This window comes from Streptomyces olivochromogenes (assembly GCF_021538895.1).
GTDB lineage: Bacteria > Actinomycetota > Actinomycetes > Streptomycetales > Streptomycetaceae > Streptomyces > Streptomyces olivochromogenes_A.
Genome location: NZ_JADDRL010000139.1, coordinates 1 through 23,485, shown reverse-complemented (window position 1 = coordinate 23,485; position 23,485 = coordinate 1). Strand labels below are relative to the sequence as shown.

The 23,485-nt window shown below is 70.9% G+C and carries 23 protein-coding genes; 18 read left to right on the top strand and 5 right to left on the bottom strand.

The features are described 5' to 3' along the window. Nucleotides 1–61: 61 nt before the first annotated feature. From IPZ69_RS40750 to IPZ69_RS40710, 9 genes are all read left to right on the top strand, one after another. Nucleotides 62–706 carry an HAD family hydrolase gene (locus IPZ69_RS40750; protein WP_235459800.1) on the top strand — a complete coding sequence of 215 codons (645 nt, stop codon included), beginning with the start codon at nt 62–64 and terminating at the stop codon, nt 704–706. A 93-nt stretch (nt 707–799) separates the two neighbouring features. Beyond that, entirely contained in the window at nt 800–1,543 is a 744-nt protein-coding gene (locus IPZ69_RS40745; RefSeq protein ID WP_235459799.1) for a VC0807 family protein, read from the top strand. Between the two features lie 79 nt (nt 1,544–1,622). Next, nucleotides 1,623–2,852 (top strand): MFS transporter, encoded by a 1,230-nt coding sequence (locus tag IPZ69_RS40740; RefSeq protein WP_235459798.1) that lies wholly within the window; start codon nt 1,623–1,625, stop codon nt 2,850–2,852. After that, complete coding sequence (locus IPZ69_RS40735) at nt 2,803–3,975, top strand: acetoin utilization protein AcuC (RefSeq protein ID WP_235459797.1); 1,173 nt, start codon at nt 2,803–2,805, stop codon at nt 3,973–3,975. Before IPZ69_RS40740 ends, IPZ69_RS40735 begins: the two co-directional genes overlap by 50 nt. 109 nt (nt 3,976–4,084) lie before the next feature. After that, nucleotides 4,085–4,900 (top strand): phosphatase, encoded by an 816-nt coding sequence (locus IPZ69_RS40730; protein ID WP_235459796.1) that lies wholly within the window; start codon nt 4,085–4,087, stop codon nt 4,898–4,900. Nucleotides 4,901–5,029: 129 nt separating this feature from the next. Next, a complete protein-coding gene (locus tag IPZ69_RS40725; protein WP_004984898.1) occupies nt 5,030–5,242 on the top strand; it encodes a helix-turn-helix domain-containing protein in 213 nt (70 codons plus the stop codon). A gap of 133 nt (nt 5,243–5,375) precedes the next feature. Then, a complete protein-coding gene (locus tag IPZ69_RS40720; protein WP_003948845.1) occupies nt 5,376–5,474 on the top strand; it encodes a 30S ribosomal protein bS22 in 99 nt (32 codons plus the stop codon). Between the two features lie 173 nt (nt 5,475–5,647). After that, nucleotides 5,648–6,709, top strand: a complete 1,062-nt coding sequence (locus tag IPZ69_RS40715) for an NAD-dependent epimerase/dehydratase family protein (protein WP_235459795.1) — start codon at nt 5,648–5,650, stop codon at nt 6,707–6,709. A gap of 14 nt (nt 6,710–6,723) precedes the next feature. After that, on the top strand, nt 6,724–7,776 hold the full coding sequence (locus IPZ69_RS40710; RefSeq protein ID WP_235459794.1) for a lysophospholipid acyltransferase family protein: 1,053 nt from the start codon (nt 6,724–6,726) through the stop codon (nt 7,774–7,776). Between the two features lie 110 nt (nt 7,777–7,886). On the opposite strand, the gene IPZ69_RS40705 is transcribed toward IPZ69_RS40710, so the two are convergent. From IPZ69_RS40705 to IPZ69_RS40695, 3 genes are all read right to left on the bottom strand, one after another. Next, nucleotides 7,887–9,113: a DUF5667 domain-containing protein gene (locus tag IPZ69_RS40705; protein WP_235459793.1), complete on the bottom strand. Its 1,227-nt coding sequence runs from the start codon at nt 9,111–9,113 to the stop codon at nt 7,887–7,889. A gap of 278 nt (nt 9,114–9,391) precedes the next feature. Further along, nucleotides 9,392–10,171, bottom strand: a complete 780-nt coding sequence (locus tag IPZ69_RS40700; RefSeq protein ID WP_235459792.1) for an ECF subfamily RNA polymerase sigma factor, BldN family — start codon at nt 10,169–10,171, stop codon at nt 9,392–9,394. Nucleotides 10,172–10,475: 304 nt separating this feature from the next. After that, nucleotides 10,476–11,405: an HAD family hydrolase gene (locus IPZ69_RS40695; protein ID WP_235459791.1), complete on the bottom strand. Its 930-nt coding sequence runs from the start codon at nt 11,403–11,405 to the stop codon at nt 10,476–10,478. A 103-nt stretch (nt 11,406–11,508) separates the two neighbouring features. On the opposite strand from IPZ69_RS40695, the gene IPZ69_RS40690 reads away from it, so the two are divergent. From IPZ69_RS40690 to hemB, 8 genes are all read left to right on the top strand, one after another. Continuing rightward, on the top strand, nt 11,509–11,784 hold the full coding sequence (locus IPZ69_RS40690; protein WP_235459790.1) for a glutaredoxin family protein: 276 nt from the start codon (nt 11,509–11,511) through the stop codon (nt 11,782–11,784). Nucleotides 11,785–12,018: 234 nt separating this feature from the next. Further along, nucleotides 12,019–12,780, top strand: a complete 762-nt coding sequence (locus IPZ69_RS40685; RefSeq protein WP_235459789.1) for a redox-sensing transcriptional repressor Rex — start codon at nt 12,019–12,021, stop codon at nt 12,778–12,780. After that, nucleotides 12,777–14,531, top strand: coding sequence for a glutamyl-tRNA reductase (locus tag IPZ69_RS40680; protein WP_235459788.1), 1,755 nt, complete (start codon nt 12,777–12,779; stop codon nt 14,529–14,531). The genes IPZ69_RS40685 and IPZ69_RS40680 overlap by 4 nt, the downstream gene beginning before the upstream one ends. After that, on the top strand, nt 14,528–15,523 hold the full coding sequence (gene hemC, locus IPZ69_RS40675) for a hydroxymethylbilane synthase (RefSeq protein ID WP_235459787.1): 996 nt from the start codon (nt 14,528–14,530) through the stop codon (nt 15,521–15,523). Before IPZ69_RS40680 ends, hemC begins: the two co-directional genes overlap by 4 nt. Further along, nucleotides 15,520–17,226, top strand: a complete 1,707-nt coding sequence (locus IPZ69_RS40670; protein ID WP_235459786.1) for a bifunctional uroporphyrinogen-III C-methyltransferase/uroporphyrinogen-III synthase — start codon at nt 15,520–15,522, stop codon at nt 17,224–17,226. Before hemC ends, IPZ69_RS40670 begins: the two co-directional genes overlap by 4 nt. A 236-nt stretch (nt 17,227–17,462) precedes the next feature. After that, nucleotides 17,463–18,041, top strand: a complete 579-nt coding sequence (locus tag IPZ69_RS40665) for a hypothetical protein (protein ID WP_235459785.1) — start codon at nt 17,463–17,465, stop codon at nt 18,039–18,041. Nucleotides 18,042–18,058: 17 nt separating this feature from the next. Further along, complete coding sequence (locus tag IPZ69_RS40660) at nt 18,059–18,565, top strand: hypothetical protein (protein ID WP_235459784.1); 507 nt, start codon at nt 18,059–18,061, stop codon at nt 18,563–18,565. A 105-nt stretch (nt 18,566–18,670) separates the two neighbouring features. Continuing rightward, on the top strand, nt 18,671–19,663 hold the full coding sequence (hemB, locus tag IPZ69_RS40655) for a porphobilinogen synthase (RefSeq protein ID WP_235459783.1): 993 nt from the start codon (nt 18,671–18,673) through the stop codon (nt 19,661–19,663). A 44-nt stretch (nt 19,664–19,707) separates the two neighbouring features. Here hemB and IPZ69_RS40650 read toward each other — a convergent pair whose 3' ends face one another. After that, the gene (locus IPZ69_RS40650; protein ID WP_235459782.1) at nt 19,708–20,460 is read right to left on the bottom strand and encodes a DUF4232 domain-containing protein; all 753 of its coding nucleotides are present in this window, start codon (nt 20,458–20,460) and stop codon (nt 19,708–19,710) included. Between the two features lie 182 nt (nt 20,461–20,642). Here IPZ69_RS40650 and IPZ69_RS40645 point away from each other — a divergent pair, with 182 nt between their 5' ends. Further along, nucleotides 20,643–22,001, top strand: coding sequence for a helix-turn-helix domain-containing protein (locus IPZ69_RS40645; protein WP_235459781.1), 1,359 nt, complete (start codon nt 20,643–20,645; stop codon nt 21,999–22,001). A gap of 339 nt (nt 22,002–22,340) precedes the next feature. Here IPZ69_RS40645 and IPZ69_RS40640 read toward each other — a convergent pair whose 3' ends face one another. Next, nucleotides 22,341–23,210: a DUF4253 domain-containing protein gene (locus IPZ69_RS40640; protein WP_235459780.1), complete on the bottom strand. Its 870-nt coding sequence runs from the start codon at nt 23,208–23,210 to the stop codon at nt 22,341–22,343. Nucleotides 23,211–23,485: the final 275 nt, after the last annotated feature.

Sequence of the window (23,485 nt, the reverse complement as noted above, 5' to 3'; positions counted from 1 at the left end):
GAAACCCCCGCATCGAAAGATGCGGGGGTTTTCTGCGTTCCGGGTCCTTTAGGGTCGAGGTATGCGATACGACCTGATCATCTTCGACAACGACGGTGTCCTCGTCGACAGCGAGCCGATCTCCAACCGGCTGCTGGCCGCCTATCTCACCGAGTTGGGGCATCCGACGTCGTACGAGGACTCCATCCGGGACTACATGGGGTCGGCGATGCACCGGATCCATGAGCTCGTCCTGGAGCGGAGCGGTCGGCGGCTGCCCGACGACTTCGACGACACGTTTCACTCACGTGTGTTCGCCGCGTTCGAGCGGGAGTTGAAGCCCGTGGCCGGCGTCGCGGACGTGCTGGAGAAGCTGGCCGCGGACGGGGTGCCGTACTGCGTGGCCTCCTCGGGGAGTCATGAGCGGATTCGGGTGGGGCACCGGACGACCGGGCTGGACCGGTGGTTCGAGGAGGACCGGATCTTCAGCTCGCAGGACGTGGGGCGCGGCAAGCCGGAGCCCGATCTCTTCCTGTACGCGGCCGAGCGGATGGGTGTGGCCCCGGAGCGGTGTGCGGTCGTGGAGGACAGCCCGCTGGGCGTGCAGGCGGCCATGGCGGCCGGGATGGACGTGTACGGGTTCACCGCGATGACGCCGGCGGAGCGGCTCACGGGCGCGAACCAACTGTTCGCCGACATGGGTGAGTTGGCTGACCTGCTGGTATGACCCGAGCCACCGGGGCGGGGCTGACATTTGTCATGCGGACCTCTGGACGATCGGTTCTACTGGCGGACCCCGGCCGGCGGCGAAGCTGAGGGCATGACGAAGAACACGGGGACCCAGGGCCGGACCGCCGACGAGAAGAAGAACCCGAGCGTGCTGGACAACTTCAAGCCGCTGCTCGTGGACGTGGCGGTGCCGCTCGGCTCGTACTACCTCTTCAAGGACGCCCTCGGCATGAGCACCTTCGCGGCGCTCGCCTGGAGCAGCGTGGTGCCGGCCCTGCGGACCGTGTGGGGCCTGGTGAAGGAGCGGCAGGCCAACGGGCTGGCCGCGCTCATCCTGGTGGTCAACGTCGTCTCGCTGCTGCTCAGTTTCGTCTCTGGTGACCCGCGGTTGATGCTCGCCAAGGACAGCGCCGTCAGCAGCACCGTCGGCATCGGGATCCTGGTCTCCGTGGCGCTCGGGCGGCCGATGATGACCGCGGGCATGAAGCCCTTCCTGGTGAAGGGGGACGCGGCCAAGGAGGCCGCCTGGGAGCGGCTGGTGGCGGGTGGTGCGGCCGGTTCGGCGGACTTCCTGCGCAAGGAGCGGGCGTTCTCCGTGGTCTGGGGTGTGGTGCTGCTCGCCGAGTGCGTCGTGCGGGTCGTGGGTGCGTACACCGTCTCCGTGGACACCATGGTGTGGCTCGGCACCGTGATCATGATCGGTGCGCTGGGGATCGCGTTCGTGGTCAGCGGCGGCCTGGCCGTCGCGCCGATGGAGCAGCTGCTGGCCGCCGAGGTCGAGGCCGAGGTGGCCAAGAGCGAGGCCGTGAAGAACGAGGTTGACGTCGCCGCCTGATGACGACAGGTAAAGCTGAGGGAAATTCATCTTTGGCTTGATCTACCCACCAGTACGCCGGGGCCCTACGCTCGCCGCCATGACAGATGTACTGCGGCGCGGTAGGGCCTCGCTGGCGTTCAGCTTCTTCGCTCAAGGCGCCACCTTCGCGCTGCTGGTGACGCGCATCCCGGCCATCCAGGACCGGTACGGCGTCTCCGACGCGCTGCTGCCGCTCTTCCTGGCCGCCGTGCCGATCCTTGCCGGTGTCGGCAGCGTGACGACCGAGCAGCTGGTGAAGCGAATACGGCCCAGCCGGCTGCTGCGCTGGTCCCAGCCGGTGGTGCTGCTGGCGCTGCTCGGGGTCGGGGCGGGCAGGGACATGACCGAGCTGGGGGTGGCGCTGGCCGCCTTCGGGCTCGCCGTCGGCGCGCTGGACGCCTCGATGAACATGCTCGGGGTGAGCCTGCAACGATCGTACGGGCGCAGCATCATGCTGAGCTTCCATGCCGTGAACAGCCTGGGCGGGATCGTGGGGGCCTCGCTTGCCTGGGCCGGGGCGCACTGGCATCTGGCGCTGTGGGTGTCGTACCTGCCGGTGGTGGCGGTGCTGCTGCCCGCGGCGCTCGTGGGCAGCCGGTGGTACGTCGACGGGAAGCCGGCGCCCGCCGAGGAGGCCGCGACGGAAGGCGGGAGCGGGAGCAGCGGCGGGGGCGTGGTCTTCAAGCTGCTGCTGCCGCTGTGTCTCGTGATGACCTTCGCCTACATCGGGGACTCGACCGTCTCCAACTGGAGCGCGAAGTACCTGAAGGACGTGCTGGGGAGTTCGGAGCAGCTGGCGACGGTGCCGTACAACGTGTACATGGTGACCACGCTGGCCGGGCGGACCCTCGGGGACTTCGGGGTACGGCGGTTCGGTGCCGCCGCGGTGGTGCGGCTGGGGGCGCTGGTGGCGGCGCTCGGGTTCGCGGTGGTGTCCCTGGCGCCGGACGCGTGGGTGGGGATGCTCGGGTTCACCCTGCTGGGTCTGGGGCTGTGCGTGCTGGTGCCGCAGACGTTCGCGGCGGCCGGGCGGTTGTTCCCCGGGGCCTCGGACGCGGCGATCGCGCGGCTCAACATCTTCAATTACGTGGGTTTCCTGATCGGTTCGCCGTTGGTGGGGGCGCTGGGGGACGCCTGGAGCTACCGCGGGGCCATGCTCGTGCCGATGGTGTTGGTGCTGGTGACCTTGGGGTACGCCCGGTCGTTCGCGGCTCAACCGGACCGATACGGTGGCGGGCATGAGCGGCCGCGCACAGCTGATGTGGGACGAAGCAGTAACGGGATATGACTTCGGCTCGGACCATCCGATGGATCCGGTGCGGCTTGCGCTGACCCGGAGTCTGGTCGGAGCACTGGGGCTCGACCGCGAGGTGGAGGTCGTCGCGGCGAAGCCCGCCGGGGACTCCACCCTGCGGCTGGTGCACCGGGAGGACTACATCGAGGCCGTGAAGGCCGCGTCGGCGGATCCCGGGTCGGCGACCGGGGCGTACGGGCTGGGCACGATCGACGATCCCGCGTTCGCCGGGATGCACGAGGTCTCCGCGCTGATCGCGGGGCAGTCGGTGGGGGCGGCCGAGGCGGTGTGGCGCGGGGACGTGGCGCACGCGGTGAACTTCGCGGGCGGGCTGCACCACGCGATGCCGGCGGGCGCGTCGGGTTTCTGCATCTACAACGACGCGGCCCTGGCGATCGCGCGGCTGCTGGAGCTCGGGGCCGAGCGGGTGGCCTACGTGGACGTCGACGTGCATCACGGGGACGGTGTGCAGGCGGCGTTCTGGGAGGATCCGCGGGTTCTGACGATCTCGCTGCACGAGCATCCGCGTACGTTGTTCCCGCAGACCGGCTGGCCGGAGGAGACCGGGGCGGCCCAGGCGGAGGGTTCGGCGGTGAATCTGGCGCTGCCGGCCGGGACCGGGGACGCGGGGTGGCTGCGGGCGTTCCACGCGGTGGTGCCCGAGCTGCTCGCCGACTTCCGGCCGCAGGTGCTGGTGACGCAGCACGGGGCCGACACGCACTTCGAGGATCCGCTGGCGCACCTGGCCGTGTCGCTGGACGCGCAGCGGGCCGTACAGGTGGCCTGCCACGAGCTCGCACACGAGCACGCGGACGGCAGGTGGGTGGCGCTGGGCGGCGGCGGGTACGCGGTCGTCGAGGTCGTGCCCCGGTCCTGGACGCACCTGGTGGGCATCGCGGCCGGGCGGGAGGTCGCGCCCGAGACGGTGATCCCCGAGGGCTGGCGGCAGGAAGTCTATGCCCGCACCCGGCAGTTGGCGCCGCAGCGGATGACCGACGGGCGCTGGCCCCTGTCCTGGTCCGACTGGGAGTCCGGGTACGACCCGGCCGACCGCCTGGACCAGGCGGTACGGGCGACTCGCCGAGCGGTGTTCCCCCTGCGCGGGCTGCTGGCCTAGGGCCTCTCGTTTGGATCATGTCGGGCCCCGAAGCGAACCGTTACGCCAACCGTGCGGTGTTCTCCCGTTCGTGCCACGGCCGCGGTCCCGGTCCGTCACCATCGCACCCGTGGTGAGCACCGCAGGACTCCGCGCGCATCTGCTGGCCGCCCGGCTCGCCGGGCCGGTGGCCACCTCGCGGGAGGAGAGCCTGCGGAGCTATCGGCTCTTCGCCGCTCGCGATCCCCGCGTGCTCCTGGGGATCGATCCCGAATGGTCTTGGGATGAGCGGGAATTGATCGGACTGATGGCAAAGAGGTGTGGGGTTTCGGCCGATCCTGCACAAAGAACCGGGCAGGATGTGATCGACCCGGAGCGGACCCTGGCCGGGCTGGACGCCTTCGCGGCCCGGCTCGCGGCCGCGGCCCGGCGTGGCGCCCCCGTGCTGTTCGGCACCGGGCACCCGCACCGCCTGCTCGGGTTCTACGCCGGCCTGGCAGACGCCTTGTCGGCGGCGGGATGTGACGTCCTCACCCCGGCGCAGGGTCGCTGTGTCGACATAACGACCCGGTTCGGCCTACGCACGTACAACCTTGATTACGTACAAGGTGTTGCCCTCGTAAGAGACCCCGCCGCTGAACGCCCCGGTTGTGAGCCCGGCGCACACACGCATTCACCACTGCCGGTTCGTACCGCGCTCGCCGCGGCGGCCGAGGCCGGCGGGCCGCTGCCCGAGCTGGTCGTCGGCGATCACGGCTGGGTCTGCGGAGCAGGTCAGCTGGGGTTCGAGGCCATTGGCCTGGCCGATACGGACGACCCCGCGCTCTTCGTGGGCGAGGCCGAGGGGGCCGTGTCCGTCGTCGTTCCACTTGATGACGCCGTGCGGTCCGATTACTACCGCCCGCTTACCCGCTACGTACTCAATCGAGCGTGTCTGTCACAGTAGGCCGCCGATGGGTGCACCTCTTCCCCACTCGCATCACACGCCCCTACATTGGGGAGTGAGCACGCAACGACGAAGAGTCACCGGAAGGGGAAGCCGGTGGCCGTCGAGTGCGGAAGGTTCAGGTGTGTCATGGCTGCAGCTGGCGAGAGGCCTCTGAACGAGGTTCAGTTCCTTACCGTGGCGGAGGTCGCCTCGGTGATGCGAGTGTCGAAGATGACCGTGTACCGGTTGGTGCACAGCGGTCATCTGCCCGCGATCCGGGTCGGGCGTTCGTTCCGCGTCCCGGAGCAAGCGGTACACGAGTACCTCCGCGAGAGCTATGTGGGGGTGGAGACGGCCTGACGGCGGCCCCGGGAATTCACCCCGGAGCACCTCGATTACGACCTCAGCGCTCGGGCGGGTAGGCTAGCCCCTCGTAGGTCGTGTGGGCCCATGGCGCCCAGCACCGAGTGATGAGAAGTGAGCGAGGGTAGTCGTGGGCTCTGTTATCAAGAAGCGGCGCAAGCGGATGGCCAAGAAGAAGCACCGCAAGCTGCTCAAGCGCACGCGCGTCCAGCGCCGTAACAAGAAGTAGTACGGCTCGACGTAGCGAGAGCTTGAGTGTGGCCCCCCACCAGTACGGTGGGGGGCCACACGCATATTCCAATACACCTGTTCCCGTCACTTCGCGCATCGGGTGGTCATCACAGCGCAACATCAACCCGCTAAGTTGGCCCGCACACGGGAAACGGAAGGAAGGCGCTGATCTTGGGCAAGGTCGTGCTCGTGACCGGAGTGGCCCGCCAGCTCGGGGGCCGGTTCGTCCGGCGGATCCAGCGTGACCCACAGGTGGACCGGGTCGTCGGCGTGGACGCGGTGCCGCCCGAGCACCATCTCGGCGGGGCGGACTTCATCCAGACCGACATCCGGCAGCCCACCATCGCGCGCGTGCTCGCCGAGACGGCCGCCGACACCGTCGTCCACATGGACGTGACCGGCACCCCGCTGGGCAGCGGCAGCCGGGCCACGGTCAAGGAGACCAACGTCATCGGCACCATGCAGCTGCTGGGGGCCTGCCAGAAGTCCCCCACCGTCAAACGGCTGGTCATCAAGTCCAGTACGAACGTGTACGGGTCCGCGCCCCGCGACCCGGCCGTCTTCACCGAGACCACCCCGCCCAAGTCGCTGCCCAGCGGCGGGTTCGCGAAGGACACCGTCGAGGTCGAGGGATATGTGCGGGGCTTCGCCCGGCGCCGCCCGGACGTCGCCGTGTGCGTGCTGCGGTTCGCCAACATCCTCGGCCCGAACGCGGACACGCCCCTCACCGCCTACTTCTCACTGCCCGTCCTGCCGACCGTGTTCGGCTACGACCCGCGGCTGCAGTTCGTGCACGAGGACGACGTGATCGAGGTGCTGCGGATCGCCTCGCACGAGCCGGAGCGGGGCACGCTCAACAGCGGCACCTTCAACATCGCCGGAGACGGCGTCCTGCTGCTCTCGCAGTGCTCCCGGCGCCTGGGCCGCCCCACGGTGCCGCTGCTGCTGCCCGCGGTCACCTGGGCCGGTTCCCTGGTCCGTACGCTGGGCGTGTCGGACTTCTCGCCCGAGCAGATCCGACTGCTCACGCACGGCAGGGTCGTATCGACGGACCAGATGCGCGAGACGCTCGGTTTCAAGCCGAAGTACACGACCGCAGAAACGTTCGCGGACTTCGCTCGCAGCCAGGGTCCCGGGCTGCTGCCGCCGGAGGCCCTGGGCGGGGCCGTCGACCGGATCGCCGCGCTGTCCCTGAGGGGCAGCGGCCACCTCCCGACGCAGAGCGCCAACTGAGGAGCGCATCAACGATGGCGGACGCCAAGGTCATTCCGTTCGATGACGACCGGACCCGCGGGAGCGCCGTGCAGCGGCCGCCGCGGCGCCGGAGCGCGGGAAGCCGGCGCAAGGGCGGCGAGCCCGCACTGGTCCGCGAGGTCCAGCCCCTGCCCGGCAGGGCGATCTCGCAGGATGATGTTCCCGTGACGCGTGAGGAAGAGCCGCCGCAGCAGCCGCGGGACGACGGGGGACTGGAGAAGCGCGTCGCGAGCGGCCTCGCCTTTCTGCGGCGCCGGCTGACCGGGGACTACGAGGTCGACGACTTCGGGTACGACGAGGAGCTCACCGACCAGGTCCTGATGTCGCTGCTGCGCCCGGTGTACGAGAAGTACTTCCGGGTCGAGGTGAAGGGCCTGCACAACATCCCGGACGAGGGCGGCGCGCTGATCGTCGCCAACCACTCCGGGACGCTGCCGCTGGACGGCCTGATGATGCAGGTCGCCGTGCACGACCATCACCCGGCGGGCCGTCATCTGCGGCTGCTCGCCGCCGACCTGGTCTTCGTGCTGCCGGTGGTCAACGAGCTGGCCCGCAAGCTGGGGCACACCCTGGCCTGCGCGGAGGACGCCGAGCGGCTCCTCGCGGCGGGCGAGCTGGTCGGGGTGATGCCGGAGGGCTTCAAGGGCATCGGGAAGCCCTTCGGCGAGCGCTACAAGCTCCAGCGCTTCGGCCGGGGCGGTTTCGTCTCCACGGCGCTGCGCCAGGGCGCGCCGATCATCCCCTGCTCGATCGTCGGGGCCGAGGAGATCTACCCGATGATCGGCAACGCCAAGACCCTGGCCCGACTGCTGGGTTTCCCGTACTTCCCGCTGACGCCCACCTTCCCGTGGCTGGGTCCGCTCGGCGCGGTCCCGCTGCCGACGAAGTGGACGATCCAGTTCGGTGAGCCGATCCCGACGGACGGCTATCCGCCGGAGGCGGCCGAGGACCCGATGCTGATGTTCAACCTGACCGACCAGGTCCGCGAACAGATCCAGCACACGCTCTACAAGCTGCTGGTCCAGCGGCGGTCGGTGTTCTTCTGAGTTCTTCGTCCTGCTGAGTTCCGCTGAGTTCTGCTGAGTTCTCCGAAAGTCGAATACGCCAGTGGGGCGCCCCTCCGAGGAGGGGCGCCCCACTGGCGTATCCGTGCGGTCTAGGGCGCTTCGTCGCTGTCGATGCCCAGGCCGGGCAGCAGGCCCGGCAGGAGCGGCGGGAGCGTCACGTCCGGCACGCTGGGCGGCGCGCTGGTGGACGGGGACGCGCTGCCGCTGTTCTTCGGCGGGTCGAGCAGACCGCCCGTGCTGCCGCCGAGCAGGCCGCCGTCCCGCTCGCTGTCGGACGCCGAGCCGCTCGGGCTGCCGCTGCTGGAGTGCGTACCCGACGCGGAGCCGCTGCTGGTGGACGGCTCGGCCGACCGGTGATGGCTGCCGGACGAACCGGTGGACGCCGAACCGGGGTCCTGCCGCTTTCCGTCGCCGCCCTGGGCGGGCGGCTGCGGGAGCAGCGACTGGAGCGGGCCGACCTCTTGGTCTATGGCGTCGAACACCGACGAGACCTGGTCGCTGACGTCCGTGAGCTGCACGGGCAGCCGCTCGCGGAGCTTGCTCCAGGACGCGCGGTGGGTCTGCGTGAAGCTGGACAGCGCCTGGATGGGGCCCAGGGAGTCGGGGTCGCGCTCATAGGCGGCGTGCAGCAGGCGGTGGCCCTCGGAGACGTCGTGCTGCATGCCGGACAGGGTGCGGCGGATCTCGCCGATCGACTCGTGATCGAGCTGACCGCCCCGATCACGCTCCATCAGCCGCCGTGCCTCGCTCAGCCGGGTCGACGCCTGGTCGAGGAAGCCCTGGCCGCGCTCGCCCTCCCCGTCGGACATGTAGTTGAGCTTGAAGTCCTCGATGCCGCGCTTGAGGCCGTACAGCGAGTCGCCGGGCAGGGCGTCGGAACTCGCGGCGGCCACTCCGCCGAAGGCCCCGGCGGCCACCCCGACGCTGAGCCCGCCGGCGGCGAGGCTCTTGGTCAGCCGTGAACGCGGTCGCAACTTCCCCAGCGGGCTCGCCCGGTGAGCGCCCCGGGCCCGATGGGTCCGTTGCTCGGGCACCGAAGGATCCGCCGCCTCGCCCAGGGTGCCCTCCTGCAGCATGGCCTCCATCGCGGCCACGAGCTGGGCCCGCTGGACGACCTTGACCTCCGGGTCGAGCGCCGGTTTGGGCAGTGCGGCCAGACCCGCGGTGAGCGCCAACAGCGCGCCCTGCTCGGTCCGTTCCGCGCCGGCCGGGGCCGATCCTTCGGGCTGCTCGGCCGCCGTTTCACGGTCGGGCAGCTCCTCCAGGGCCTGGGCGAAGGCGTTCGCCCGCCGGTGCGCCGATACGTTCGCGATCACTGGCGGCACCTCCTCTCGTCATGACGGTCGACTCCCCAGGGGGTCCTGAGGGTTGCACGCCCTCGACCACTTCCACACGATCGGGTGATCAGGGTGGGCCAGGACGTGACCACAGGGAGCCTGTATCCCGCACAACGACTGGCGCGGCACTTGGGTTACGGACTGCGGATGGCGGGTTCGGAAAGTCAACAGGCGTTAACGGAGCGTGAGTTGGATATCGCGCAGCGTGGCCGTCCGTCGCGGCCCGCCGGCGACGGGGTGGTGGCGCGGCGCAGGGGTCAGCGCGCGTCGTCCGGGAGGAGCCGCGCGAGGGTGCGCACGGCCCGGTACTGGAGGGTCTTGATGGCGCCCTCGTTCTTGCCCATCACACGGGCCGTCTCGGCGACGGACAGGCCCTGGAGGAAGCGGAGCGTCACGCACTCCTGCTGCTGGGGGTTGAGCCGGCGCACGGCGTCGAGCAGCGCGGCGTTGGAGAGCGACTCCAGGACGGAGTCCTCCGGGGAGCGCTCGACCTCGTTGGCGTCGAGCATCTCGCCGGTGGTCACTTCCAGCCGGAAGCGGCTCGACTTGAAGTGGTCGGCGACGAGGTTGCGGGCGATGGTGACCAGCCAGGCGCCGAAGTCGCGGCCCTGCCAGGTGAAGGTGCCGATGCGGCGCAGGGCGCGCAGGAACGTCTCACTGGTGAGGTCCTCGGCGGTCGCCCGGCCGCCGACGCGGTAGTAGATGTAGCGGTACACGGTGTCGCTGTACTGGTCGTAGAGGCGGCCGAAGGCCTCGGCCTCGCCGGCCTGGGCGCGCTCCACGAGATCCATCATCCGGGCGCTGTCGCTGTCGGCGGCCGGGCGGCGCGCGGTGGCCGCCGTGCCGGAGGAGCGTCCCCGTCTGCCCACCGCGGCACCGCCGTCGGCCAGTGCGTAGCACGGACCGACGGGTGCGGCGGCGAATGCGGGGACGGCGTACGCGGTGGGGACGTAGCCGCGCAACAGTTGCTGGACCGTCGCGACCATTGCGCGCAGCGTAGCCAGGCCCGAGGCGTCAACCCCGACGTGTGGGTACACGGGACTCCCAGAGGCAGAGCTTCCATCACGTGCAGTGCGGAACCTTTCACCCGTCGTGGCGACGGCCAGGTACCGGATTGCGTCCCAGGAGAATAACGCTTCGTGCAGGCACTGCTACACCCAGTTGCTCAAATCATCGATTACGTCGCTTCCGTAACCGATTGACGCCTGATCAAGTGCCGTTAAATGAACGGATGTTGACCGGAACGGTACGGGTTCCATCGAACTGGGGGGCGTGTTGAGTGCCGGGAGGCAGAATCGGGTGCCTCCCGGTTGGGGAAGTCGTTCGAGCGTCGCCCGTACGTCAGCGACGGCGTCGGTGCAGCGCGATCGCCGCCGCCGTGCCGCCGGCCACCGCGCCGACGCCGGCCGCCGCCGGAATGCCCACCTTGGCCGCCTTGCGCCCGGTGCGGTAGTCGCGCAGCCGCCAGTCCTTCTCGCGGGCGTGCTTGCGCAGCTTGCTGTCCGGGTTGATCGCGTACGGGTGGCCGACCAGGGACAGCATCGGGATGTCGTTGTGGGAGTCGCTGTAGGCGGCACAGCGGGTCAGGTCCAGGCCCTCGGCCGCGGCCAGGGCGCGCACCGCCTCCGCCTTCGCGGGGCCGTGCAGCGGCTCGCCGACCAGCTTGCCCGTGTACACGCCGTCGACCGACTCGGCGACCGTGCCCAGGGCGCCCGTCAGGCCCAGCCGGCGCGCGATCACCGTGGCGATCTCCACCGGCGCCGCCGTGACCAGCCACACCCGCTGGCCCGCGTCCAGGTGGGCCTGGGCCAGCGCCCGGGTGCCCGGCCAGATGCGCTCGGCCATGTACTCGTCGTAGATCTCCTCGCCGATCGACTGCAGCTCGGCCACCCGGTGGCCCTTGACGATCGACAGCGCGGAGTCGCGCGCGTCCTGCATGTGCTCGGGGTCCTCGACCCCGGCCAGCCGGAACCACGCCTGCTGCCAGGCGAACCTGGCCAGGTCGCGGGTCTCGAAGAACTTCCGCTTGTACAGGCCCCGGCCGAAGTGGAACAGGGCGGCGCCCTGCATCACGGTGTTGTCCAGGTCGAAGAAGGCGGCGGCCTGGTCGTCGCCGAGGACCGGGAAGTCCGGTTCCTCTGCGGTGACGTCCGTGACGTCGGTGAGGTCCTGCGAGGACTTGCGCGCTGCCTCCGCCGAGGCCTCGCCTGCCAACACGCTCCGCGCCGTGGCGGAGCGCCTACGGGGAGTGAGCCATCCGAGAGCGGCCATGGCGTGAGCATAGCCAGTTTGTTCGGTGCTTCCGGAGTCGAGAGGTTGGAAGCCTGTGAACTCTCCGCGACCGGGTCGTTAAACGAGCGGGACAATGGCCGACATGAGTCCTCTCTTCCGCAGGAACGCCCCGGCCCCCCGGGACCGGCTCGTCACGCTCGTCCGCAAGCCCGGCTGCCATCTGTGTGATGACGCACAACTCGTGGTGGGGAAGGTGTGCGGTGATCTCGGAGTGACCTGGGAGCAGAAGGACATCACCGAGGACCGGCAACTCCACGACCAGTACTGGGAGCAGATTCCGGTCGTCCTGATCGACGGTGAACAGCACACCTTCTGGCGCGTGAACGAACAGCGCCTGCGCAAGGCACTGACCGACTAGTACAAAGCGCCCCGAGAGTCGCCTAGGATCGACGGCGACTTGGTCTTGGGGGCGGGAATGGCGAGGAAGTGTGCGGTTTTGCCCCCTGGAGAGAAGCGCGTGACCCCGGTCACGTTGGCCGGGCAAAACGGACACCATCTTTGTGCACGCGTTCACAAAGACATAGCCTGCATTCGACGGGGCGGTCTAGGTACGTGTGACCGCCTGCAGCCCCGCTCTACCCGCAGGAGCACCGTGGCAACTGGCCGAACTCACCGACCGGCGACCCGTAGCCGAGGGATTCCCGAGGCCACCGTCGCCAGGCTTCCGCTGTACCTCCGAGCCCTGACCGCACTGTCGGAGCGCTCGGTACCCACGGTCTCCTCCGAGGAGCTGGCCGCGGCGGCGGGGGTCAACTCCGCCAAGCTGCGCAAGGACTTCTCCTACCTGGGTTCCTACGGAACGCGCGGTGTTGGCTACGACGTCGAGTATCTCGTCTACCAGATCTCCCGCGAGCTCGGTCTGACCCAGGACTGGCCGGTTGTGATCGTCGGTATCGGTAACCTCGGCGCGGCCCTCGCCAACTACGGCGGCTTCGCCTCCCGTGGCTTCAGGGTCGCCGCGCTCATCGACGCGGACCCGGCGATGAAGGGCAAGCCCGTCGCCGGCATGCCGGTCCAGCACACCGACGACCTCGAGCGGATCATCGAGGACAACGGCGTGTCGATCGGCGTGATCGCGACCCCGGCCGGTGCCGCCCAGCAGGTCTGCGACCGCCTGGTCGCCGCCGGTGTCACCTCCATCCTGAACTTCGCGCCGACCGTGCTGTCCGTCCCGGACGGCGTCGACGTGCGCAAGGTCGACCTCTCCATCGAGCTGCAGATCCTCGCCTTCCACGAGCAGCGCAAGGCCGGCGAGGAGGCCGCCTCGGACGGCGGGCCCCCGGCCGCCGCCGCCCGCAAGGACTCCGCCGACCAGGGACCCGACGGGGACGTCCCCGCCGTGATGCCGGCATGAGTCTCCTCGTCGTCGGGCTGAGTCACCGCAGCGCCCCGGTCAGCGTCCTCGAACGGGCCGCGCTCCCCGCGGACCCGCAGGTCAAGCTGCTCCAGGACACGGTCGCCGCCGAACCGGCCACCGAGGCCGCGGTCCTCGCCACCTGCAACCGCATCGAGCTGTACGCCGACGTGGACAAGTTCCACGCCGGTGTCGCCGAGCTCTCCACGCTGCTCGCCCGGCACAGCGGCGTCGGCCTGGAGGAGCTCACCCCCTACCTCTACGTGCACTACGAGGACCGGGCCGTCCACCACCTCTTCTCGGTGGCCTGCGGCCTGGACTCGATGGTCGTCGGCGAGGGCCAGATCCTCGGTCAGATCAAGGACTCCCTGGCCCGGGCGCAGGACCTGCACACCGCCGGCCGGCTGATGAACGACCTGTTCCAGCAGTCCCTCAGAGTGGGCAAGCGCGCCCACTCCGAGACCGGGATCGACCGCGCCGGACAGTCCCTCGTCACCTTCGGCCTGGAGCAGCTGGCCGCGGGCGCGGACGTACCGGACTGGGCCAAGGGCAAGAAGGCCCTGGTCATCGGCGCCGGCTCGATGTCCTCGCTGGCCGCCGCGACGCTCGCGCGCGCCGGCGTTTGCGAGATCGTCGTCGCCAACCGCACCTTCGAGCGCGCCGAGCGCCTCGCCCAGATCCTCGCCGAGGGCACCGACACGGACGTGGCGGCCCGCGCGGTACCGATGGACGCGGTGCCGTTCGAGCTGACACGTGCCGACATCGCCGTGTCCTGCACCGGGGCGACGGGCCTGGTCCTCACCGCGGAGTCGGTCGCCGAGGCCGTGAAGGGCCGCACCGGCGACCCGGTCACCGGCGTCGACGGCACCGGACGTACGGCCGCGCACCCGGCGGACCTCCGCCCCGCGACGCTGCCGCCCACCACGCTCGGCACCGAGGACGGCTGCCCGCTCGACCTGTCCGCCGTGCAGGCCACGGCCGGTTTCTCCGTGCACGGCGAGGCCGCCGTCGCCGGGATGGCCGCCGCCGACCTGGAACAGCACGCGGCCTGGGTGGACAACGCCGAGTCCCTGGGCCGGTCCCAGCGCGCCGGTGACGGCGCGGGTGCCGTCAGCACGCTCGACCCGGCCGACGACGCCGAGGCCATCGCCGCGCTCGCCGCCGCCGTGGCCGTCATCGGCCGCGTCCCCGAGCGCCGCAGGCCCGAGCCGGTCGCCGAGATCCCGCGCCCCGCGCCCGCCCTCTTCCTGCTCGACCTCGCCATGCCCCGCGACATCGACGCGGCCGTGCACCGGCTCGCCGGCGTGCGGCTGGTGGACATCGAGTCGCTGGCGGAAGCCTCCGCGGACGCGCCGATGGCCTCCGACGTCGACCAGGTCCGGCGTATCGTCTCCGACGAGGTCGCGGCCTTCGGCGCGGCGCAGCGGGCGGCGCACATCACGCCGACCGTGGTCGCGCTGCGCACCATGGCCGCCGACGTCGTCGCCGGGGAGATCGCGCGCCTCGACGGGCGGCTCCCCGACCTGGACGAACGGCAGCGCGGCGAGATCCGGCAGGCGGTGCACCGGGTCGTCGACAAGCTGCTGCACGCGCCGACCGTCCGGGTCAAGCAGCTCGCCGCCGAGCCCGGCGGTGCCGGGTACGCGGACGCGCTGCGCACCCTGTTCGACCTCGACCCCGAGACGGTGGCCGCCGTCTCCCGGGCCGACCACGAGTCTGAGAAGAACGGCAAGAACCGAGGGCCGGCATGAGTAACAAGGCACTGAGGCTCGGGACCAGGCGGAGCAAACTCGCCATGGCCCAGTCCGGGCAAGTGGCGGACGCCGTGAGCCGGGTGACCGGGCGGCCCGTCGAGCTGGTCGAGATCACCACGTACGGCGACACGTCCCGTGAGCACCTCGCGCAGATCGGCGGCACGGGTGTGTTCGTCACGGCACTGCGTGACGCGCTGCTGCGGGGGGAGGTCGACTTCGCGGTTCACTCGCTGAAGGACCTCCCGACCGGGCAGCCCGCGGAACTGGCGCTGGCCGCCATTCCCGAGCGCGAGGACCCGCGTGACGTGATCGTCGCCCGGGACGCGCTGAAGTTCACGGACCTCCCGCGGGGCGCCCGCATCGGTACGGGTTCGCCGCGCCGCATGGCGCAGCTGAACGCGTATGCGCGCACCCACGGGCTGGACATCGAGACGGTCCCGATCCGGGGCAACGTCGACACCCGCATCGCACTGGTGCGGGACGGCAAGCTGGACGCGGTCGTGCTGGCCGCCGCCGGCCTCAACCGGATCGGCCGCATCGACGAGGTGACCGACTTCCTGTCGGTCGACACGGTTTTGCCCGCCCCCGGCCAGGGGGCTCTGGCGATCGAATGTGCCGCGGGCAACGCGGACCTGATCGCGGCGCTCGGCGAACTCGACGACCCGTACACCCGGGCCGCCGTGACCGCCGAGCGATCACTGCTCGCCGCCCTGGAGGCCGGCTGCAGCGCCCCCGTGGGCGCGCTGGCCGACCTTCCCCCACTCTCGGCTCCGCTCGAGCGGGGGGACCCCCAGGCCGACGGGCAGATTGTCAAGGAAATGCGCCTGCGGGGCATAGTCGGCACGACCGACGGATCCCGCACGGTGCAGCTGTCCACCACCGGTCCCGTGCCTGAGACGTACGGCCAGGCAATGGAGCTCGGTCGCGAACTCGCCACCGAGATGCTTGCCCAGGGCGCGGCCGGTCTGATGGGGGAGCGAGCACATTGAGCCCCACCACCCTTCCCTCCGGCCTCGAACACGGGCACGTCACCTTCCTCGGTGCCGGACCCGGGGATCCGGGACTGCTGACTCTGCGCGCTGTGGAGGCGCTGGCGAACGCGGACGTTCTCGTCGCCGAGCACGACGTGCTCGACGTGATCCGCGCTCACGCCAGGCACGGCGTCTCCGTCGTGCCGACGGACACGGATCCTTCCTCGGATACGTATCCGGGCACGAGCACGCCTCAACTAGCGGTTGTTGACGGCGCGTCAACAGCCGCTGGCATCCCGTCACCGCGGGATGCCGCTCATCTTGTCATGGAGGCCGCACGGGGCGGCAGGCGGGTCGTGCGTGCCGTGTCCGGGGACCCCGGACTAGATACGTACGCGGCCGGAGAAATGCTCGCCTGCGCCGCCGCCGGAGTGTCCTTCGAGGTCGTTCCGGGTATCGCCTCCGCGGTCGGTGTGCCCGCGTACGCCGGTGTGCCGCTGCGGGACCCGCAGGGCGCGGACGTCCGGTTCGTGGACGCCCGTACCGCCTCGGACCGGTGCTGGACGGAGGTGGGCGCCTCGGACGGCACGGTCGTCGTCTCGACGACGCTGGACTCCGTGGCCGCGGCCGCCGGTGAGCTGGTGGCCGCGGGCCGCAAGCCGGACACCCCGATGACGGTGACCGTCGCCGGTACGACGACCCGGCAGCGCACCTGGACGGCGACCCTCGGCACGATCGCGCAGACGCTGAAGCAGGCGAAGGTGCTGCCGTCCCCGGAGGGCGGCCGGCCCGTGATAGCCGTGGTCGGTGAGCGTTCCGCCGCCGCCCAGCGCGACCAGTTGTCGTGGTTCGAGTCCAAGCCGCTGTTCGGCTGGAAGGTCCTCGTGCCGCGTACGAAGGAGCAGGCGGCGTCGCTCTCCGACCAGCTGCGGTCCTACGGGGCCGTGCCGCACGAGGTGCCGACGATCGCCGTCGAGCCGCCGCGGACGCCCCAGCAGATGGAGCGGGCCGTGAAGGGGCTCGTGACCGGACGGTACGAGTGGATCGCGTTCACGTCCGTCAACGCGGTCAAGGCGGTCCGGGAGAAGTTCGAGGAGTACGGGCTCGACGCGCGTGCCTTCGCGGGCATCAAGGTGGCCGCGGTGGGCGAGCAGACCGCCAAGGCGCTGGTCGCCTTCGGTGTGAAGCCGGACCTGGTGCCGAGCGGGGAGCAGTCGGCGGCGGGTCTCCTGGAGGACTGGCCGCCCTACGACCCGGTCTTCGACCCGATCGACCGCGTGTTCCTGCCGCGGGCCGACATCGCCACGGAGACGCTGGTCGCCGGGCTGATCGAGCTGGGCTGGGAGGTCGACGACGTCACGGCCTACCGCACCGTGCGCGCCTCGCCGCCGCCGGCGGAGACGCGGGAGGCGATCAAGGGCGGCGGCTTCGACGCGGTTCTGTTCACGTCGTCGTCCACGGTCCGGAACCTGGTGGGCATCGCGGGCAAGCCGCACAACGTCACCGTGATCGCGTGCATCGGCCCGGCCACGGCCAAGACGGCCGAGGAGCACGGTCTGCGGGTGGACGTGATGGCTCCGGAGCCGTCCGCGCTCAAACTGGCGGAGGCGCTGGCCGACTTCGGTCTGAAGCGGCGGGCCGCCGCCCTGGAGGCCGGGGACCCGGTGACCCGCCCGAGCGAGCGCCGACCGGGCGCCCGCAGGCGTCGCTCCACGACCTGATCAGACCTCGCGTCTGCCGAACGCCCCGCCGTCCGATATCGGACGGCGGGGCGTTTTCCGTGCCCGAGGCTCATGTTCTCCCCGCTCTCCGGCCAACCTCAAGAAAAACTCATATTTTTGACATTCCGTCCGAACTCTTTGGATGATCATGACCGTCGCTCCCGAGGTGAACGTCCTGACCAGGCGTTTTCGTGAGCGCGATGCTCAATTCACCATCCATTGAGGGGGAATCCTTCGTGACCCACGAAGTGACTCATTCGGAAACCCGTAGGACCGCTCGCGGCCGGATCGCCGTGACCGGCGTGGTCCTGGGCGCGATCCTGTGCGGCGCGGCGGCCACTCCGGCGCTGGCGCTGCAGTCCCGGACGGCCACCGCCGCCGTGTCGGCCGACGCGGCGACCGGGGAACTGGCGTTCACGGCGGACGACGTGCGGGACCTGGTGGCCCGTATGAAGGCCGACGGGGGCGCCGACCGGGACGAGATCGGGCTCTTCGAGTCGTACGCGGCCCAGCTGGACGGGAAGGCCCCCACGGCCCTGCACCGGCAGTCGCGGATCCTCGGCTCGGGCACGATCGTGCGCAAGCTCATCGTCGCCGCCTTCCGCCACGGCGGCTCGTGGCTGAGCAAGATCCTGCGCAAGGTCTCGCCGAAGACGTCCAAGTTCGTCGGCAAGAACAGCCACAAGATCGCTGACGCCATCGACGCGGTGGAGAACTGGGGCGAGCACGCCCTCGCCATCGCGCTCGTCAGGGCGGGTGTCCCCTACGACATCGCGATCGACCTGGCCAAGGCGATCATGCTCATAGCGGTCTGATACGAGGGGACGGCGCGATGCGCGACGACGCGATGCCGGACAGCACGACGCCGGACGGCGAGACGCCGGACGACGATGTGTCGTGGGACGGGCTCGGCAGGGGACAGAAGACACTCGCGGCGGTGGCCGGAGCCGGTGTGGGGCTCATGGCCGCCGGAGCGGTGGGCATGTTCCTGCTGATCGTCGTGCTCGCCACGGTGGCGGCCTTTCCCGGCGTCATCGAGCTGGACGGCATGGGGGCGGTCTTCTGGGCCGTGCTCTTCGCCGCCCCGTGCGCGCTCGTCTCCTCCGCGGTGCTCTTCCCGTTCCGGGTGCTCCTGCGGAACACCCTGGGCGGGGAGGGCCCCCGGGCCACGGCGGTCGACTACGCGGTCGGCTGGTTCAGGACGTTCCTGACCGTCGCCCTGGTCCTGGAGTGCACCCCCGGCGTGCACACCCACTCCCTGTGGCCCGCCGTCTGCGTGGCGACGCTGGACGCGCTGCTGGAGGCGGGCCTGCGCAGGCGCCGCACGGCGGACCACTGACGCCGGCCCGATGGTCGACCCGATGTTCCACGGCGTCGAATCCCGCCGGCGCCGGTCGACATGCCGTCGGCAAGAGGGGGCCTTTGCCGGGCGTAGCGTAGGGGCATGACGAAGTACGGATCGTTTCCCGGTACGCGTCCCCGGCGGCTGCGGACCTCGCCCGTCATGCGGCGGATGGTCGCCGAGACGCGGCTGCACCCCGCCGACTTCATCCTCCCGGCGTTCGTCCGCGAGGGTGTCAGCGAGCCCGTGCCGATCTCGGCCATGCCCGGCGTCGTGCAGCACACGCGGGACAGCCTGAAGAAGGCGGCCGCGGAGGCCGTCGCGGCCGGGATCTCCGGGATCATGCTGTTCGGGGTGCCGGAGGAGTCGAAGAAGGACGCCCTCGGGACCCCGGGGACCGACCCGGACGGCATCCTCCAGGTCGCGCTCCGCGATGTGCGCGCCGAGGTCGGCGACGACCTGCTCGTCATGTCCGACCTGTGCCTCGACGAGACCACCGATCACGGGCACTGCGGGGTGCTCGACGAACACGGCCGCGTGGACAACGACGCCACCCTGGAGCGGTACGCCGAGATGGCCCAGGTACAGGCCGACGCGGGCGCCCATGTCGTCGGCCCCAGCGGGATGATGGACGGGCAGATCGGCGTCGTCCGGGACGCCCTCGACCAGATCGGCCGCGAGGACGTCGCCATCCTGGCCTACACCGCCAAGTACTCCTCCGCCTTCTACGGCCCCTTCCGGGAGGCCGTCGGCTCCTCGCTCCAGGGCGACCGGAAGACCTACCAGCAGGACCCGGCCAACTGGCGCGAGTCCCTGCGGGAGCTGGCCCTGGACCTGGAGGAGGGGGCCGACATGGTGATGGTGAAGCCCGCCGGGCCCTACCTCGACATCCTGGCCCGGGTCGCCGACGCCGTGGACGTGCCCGTCGCCGCCTACCAGATCTCCGGCGAGTACTCGATGGTCGAGGCCGCCGCCGAGAAGGGCTGGGTCGACCGCGACCGGGCCATCTTCGAGACGCTGACCGGCATCAAGCGGGCCGGCGCACGGAACATCCTCACCTACTGGGCCACCGAAGCGGCCCAGAAGCTGGCGTAGTTCAGCGGTTCGGCGGTTCGGCGGTTCGGCGGTTCGGCCGATCCTCACCAGCCGGCGATGTCGTCCCGGCTCTGCTGCCAGTACGTGACCTTCAGGGTGCTGTCGTAGTACACGCCCTTGGCCGGCAGCGACGGGGTCGCGGCGGCGCCGCCGTTGCTGTTGGGGGTCTTGCCCTGGAAGCCGACGGTCAGCTTGTGGCCCGTCATGCCGCCCTCTCCGCTGCCGTCGGCGGCGGAGAGCAGGACGGCCGCATAGCCGGACTCGCCGGGCGCGAGGGTCGTCACGGCCTGCGGGTGGGTCTTCTCGTCGGCCTGCGGCACCCACTGCATCTCGTCGAAGCGCAGGACGGGGAAGTACGTCAGGTCGCAGTACTTCGAGCCGGTGTTCTTGACCGTGATCAGCATGTGGTTGAGCGGGCGGGACACCGGCTGCGCGGTGACCCGGGTGTCGGAGCCGTTGCACAGGACGCGGTTCTTCGGGTCCGAGGGGTCCGAGGAGCCCTTCGACGAGGACGATCCGCCCGAGGAGGAACCGCCGGACGAGGACGAGCCCGAGGAGCCCGACGCGCCCGAGGAGCCGCTGGCGGAGCCGGACGAACCCGAAGTGGAGCCCGAACCCGTCTTGGCGCCGTCGGTGGGTGCCGCGGCGCCGTCGCCACCCGTGGTCGTCGCCGCCGTGGCGGAGGACCGCGACGCGCCTTCGTCCTTGACCCCGTCGTCGCCGTTGCACGCCGTCAGGGCGAGGGCGGCGAGGGCGACTCCGGTGACGGCGAGCAGCGGGGTTCGGCGGGTACGCATGGCAAGTCCTCTTTCGAGCGCTGGGTGGTGTCGTGCTTGGATGGCAAGAGCCTGCGGGGCGATCCGTCCCGCCTGCCACAACCAGCGGCCGATCAGGGACGCTGGAATGGCTATATGGGCTCTGACCTGCTGAAACAGCCCTTCCATGGAACGTGGAGTGGGACACGGGGGATGGAGGAACAGTGCCGGACAGCACTGTCGGCGGCGGCTTCGCCGAGCTGCTGCGGGAGTTGAAGGACCGTTCGGGGCTCAGCTACGGGGTGCTCTCGAAGCGCCTGCACATGAGCACGTCGACCCTGCACCGCTACTGCAACGGGGACGCCGTACCGGCGGAGTACGCCCCCGTGGAACGGCTGGCCCGGCTCTGCAAGGCCACCCCCGAGGAACTGGTCGAGCTCCACCGGCGATGGGTGCTGGCGGACGCGATGCGCGGGCGGAAGGCGGAGGCCGCTCCGGCGAATTCCGTGCCGGCGGAGCCGCAGGAGTCGGAGGAGCTCCAGGAGCCTGAGGAGCCGCAGGAGTCGGCGGAGCCAGAGGCGGTGGCGGAGGCGGCGGAACCTAGGGATGCGACTGCGCCGGGGGAGCGGGTGACCTCGGTCCGTACGGACACGCGTCGCCGTCGCCGTACTCGCACCGCACTCGTCGCCGGTGTCGCCGTCGCCGCCGTGCTCGGTGGCGTCACGCTGGCGGTCAACCTCGCGTCGGACGACTCGGACGCTGCGCACGGCGGTCCCGTCGCGGCCGCCTCGACGCAGGACGGTAAGCCGGGCGGCGGGCACTCCGCGAAGGCGCCGGGCCACACCGCCTCGCCGTCCGCGTCGGGCACCGGATCCGCCTCACCCTCGTCCTCTGCCTCCGCCTCCGGCTCCGCGACGGGCGAGGGGGACAAGCCGGGCGCCCACGGCAAGGTCCAGGGCGGCGAGAGCGCCGCGCCGCCGCTCACCGTCGCCACCCAGCCCTACACCTGGGAAAGCCCCTGCGAGCAGCGCTACTTGATCGAGCGGCCGCCGACGGACGTCGCCCCGCCGCCGACCGAGAACGACGCGACGGCCTGGGTGGCCGCGCACGGTGCCGTCTCCTCGGGGGAGCAGTTCGTCACGCTCACCGTGCAGGGCACCGGCAAGGAGACCGTGGTCGTCGAGAGTCTGACCGTCCGCAGCGACAAGCGCTCGCCCCTCGCCTGGAACGACTACGCGATGGGCTATCCGGGCGTCGGCTGCGGCGGTGGCGTCCCGACCCGCTCCTTCACCGTCGCCCTGGACGCGGCGCGCCCCGCCGTCGTACCGGCGGCCGGGCACCGGAACTTCCCGTTCAAGGTGAGCGAGTCGGACCCGGAGGTCTACTACATCAAGGCCGACGCCTCGGCGTACGACGTGAGTTGGTACCTGGAGCTGACGTGGTCCAGCGGCTCGCGCCACGGCACGCTGCGGATCGACGACCACGGCAGGCCGTTCCGCACGAGCGGCAACAACGGGCGGCCCGCCTACGAGTTCCCGCTCGGCGGCTCGGCATGGGTCAAGGAAGGGACGACCAAGTCCTGAGTGTGCGTGCCGGTGGTCGCGGGAGCGTGCCGGGAGACCGAGGAGGACGGTCCCTCGTCGCGCACGCCTTCGCCGTTCCGGCACGCCGCGAGGGTGGACGCGGCGAGCAGCAGGAGTACGACGGCGGCGAGTGGACGGGCCGGGCCGCGGGGGGTGGGGCGGGCGGACATGGACGGGCTCCCTTCGGTGATCTCCCTTCCGGGTAGGTCCCAGCCTGGAAGCCCGGCTCCCCGCACCGCCACCCCTCACGGGGAATCTGGGACGCCCCTGTCCGTTCCACCCCTCTGACCTGCTCGAACGTCACCCCGTGGGAACGCGTTCTGGGACGGGAACGGGAGCTCAGTCCCACCAGAAGTGCCAGGCGTGCTCGCCGACGAGCTCCTTGGCGTAGGCGCTCAGGTCGCCCACACCGCTCTGCGTGATGTTGTCCGGGCAGAACGCGAAGTGCTCCGCCGCCAGCGCCTCGGCGTCGGCGAGGGTGGTCGGCGGGGCGGCCACGGAGACGATCAGCGTGTCGAAGCCGAGCGCGACGACCCGTATGCCGAAGCGCTCCTCCCAGGAGCGGAGCACCGCGCACAGACGGGCCACGTCGTCCTCGTGGTTGACCGGGCCGGACCAGCCGATGGCCGCGGGGATGTCCGCGGAACGGCGGGCCGGGACGAGGGCCAGGCGCGGGTCACTGGACCAGCTGTGGGAGCCGTCGGTCAGGGCATCGGCGAGCCGTGTCGCGCAGGCACCGGGCTCCACGGTGAGCGTGCCGGCGGGCGCGAGACCGGGCCAGGCGGCCCCGAACGGTTCGAGTTCGTGGCCGCGTTCCTCACCGTCCCCGGACGCTTCGCCGTCCTCACCGTCCTCACCGTCCTCGCCGTCTTCATCGTCCTCGTACCCCCAGTACTCCGCGAGGACGTCCTCGGCGTCGTGGTCCCCGGGGTACGAGGTGTCCTCGGGGCTGAGCTCCCACCGCTCCGGCCCGCCCCGTGAGCCGCCCACGTCGACGAGTACGGGCAGCAGTCCGGCCCGCGCGGCCGGCACGCCCAGCGCAGCCCAGTTCCCGGGCGTGGCCTGCGTGCCCGAATGCCACAGCAGTGGCTCCGACCAGGCACCGTCGACCGTCGCGTCTATCAGCCTCCCGGGCGGGAGTTGGAGCCCGACGGAACGCCCGCTCGGGTCAGCGGCCAGCTGGGGCAGAGGGTTGGGAAGAGTCGCCATGCCGGTGACTGTAAGGGGTGGGTCTGACAATGAGGTTCGTCGGAGGAGTGACCGTGGGGGCCGCCCGCTTCTTGGCCAGTGTCGTGCTTCCGCGCCCCGAGTAAAGGGCGCTCCGCTGTCGCTCCACGTCGCCTTCGGCGATGGCCCTGCGGGCCACCCTTGACTAGGGCCGCTCCAGCACGGGTGAGAAGCGAGCGGGCGGCCCGGAAAGACGCGTGGCCAGGCGGGGTTCGCGAGCATGGGTCGGCTGCGTTCGCGTCCGGCGTTGACGGGCG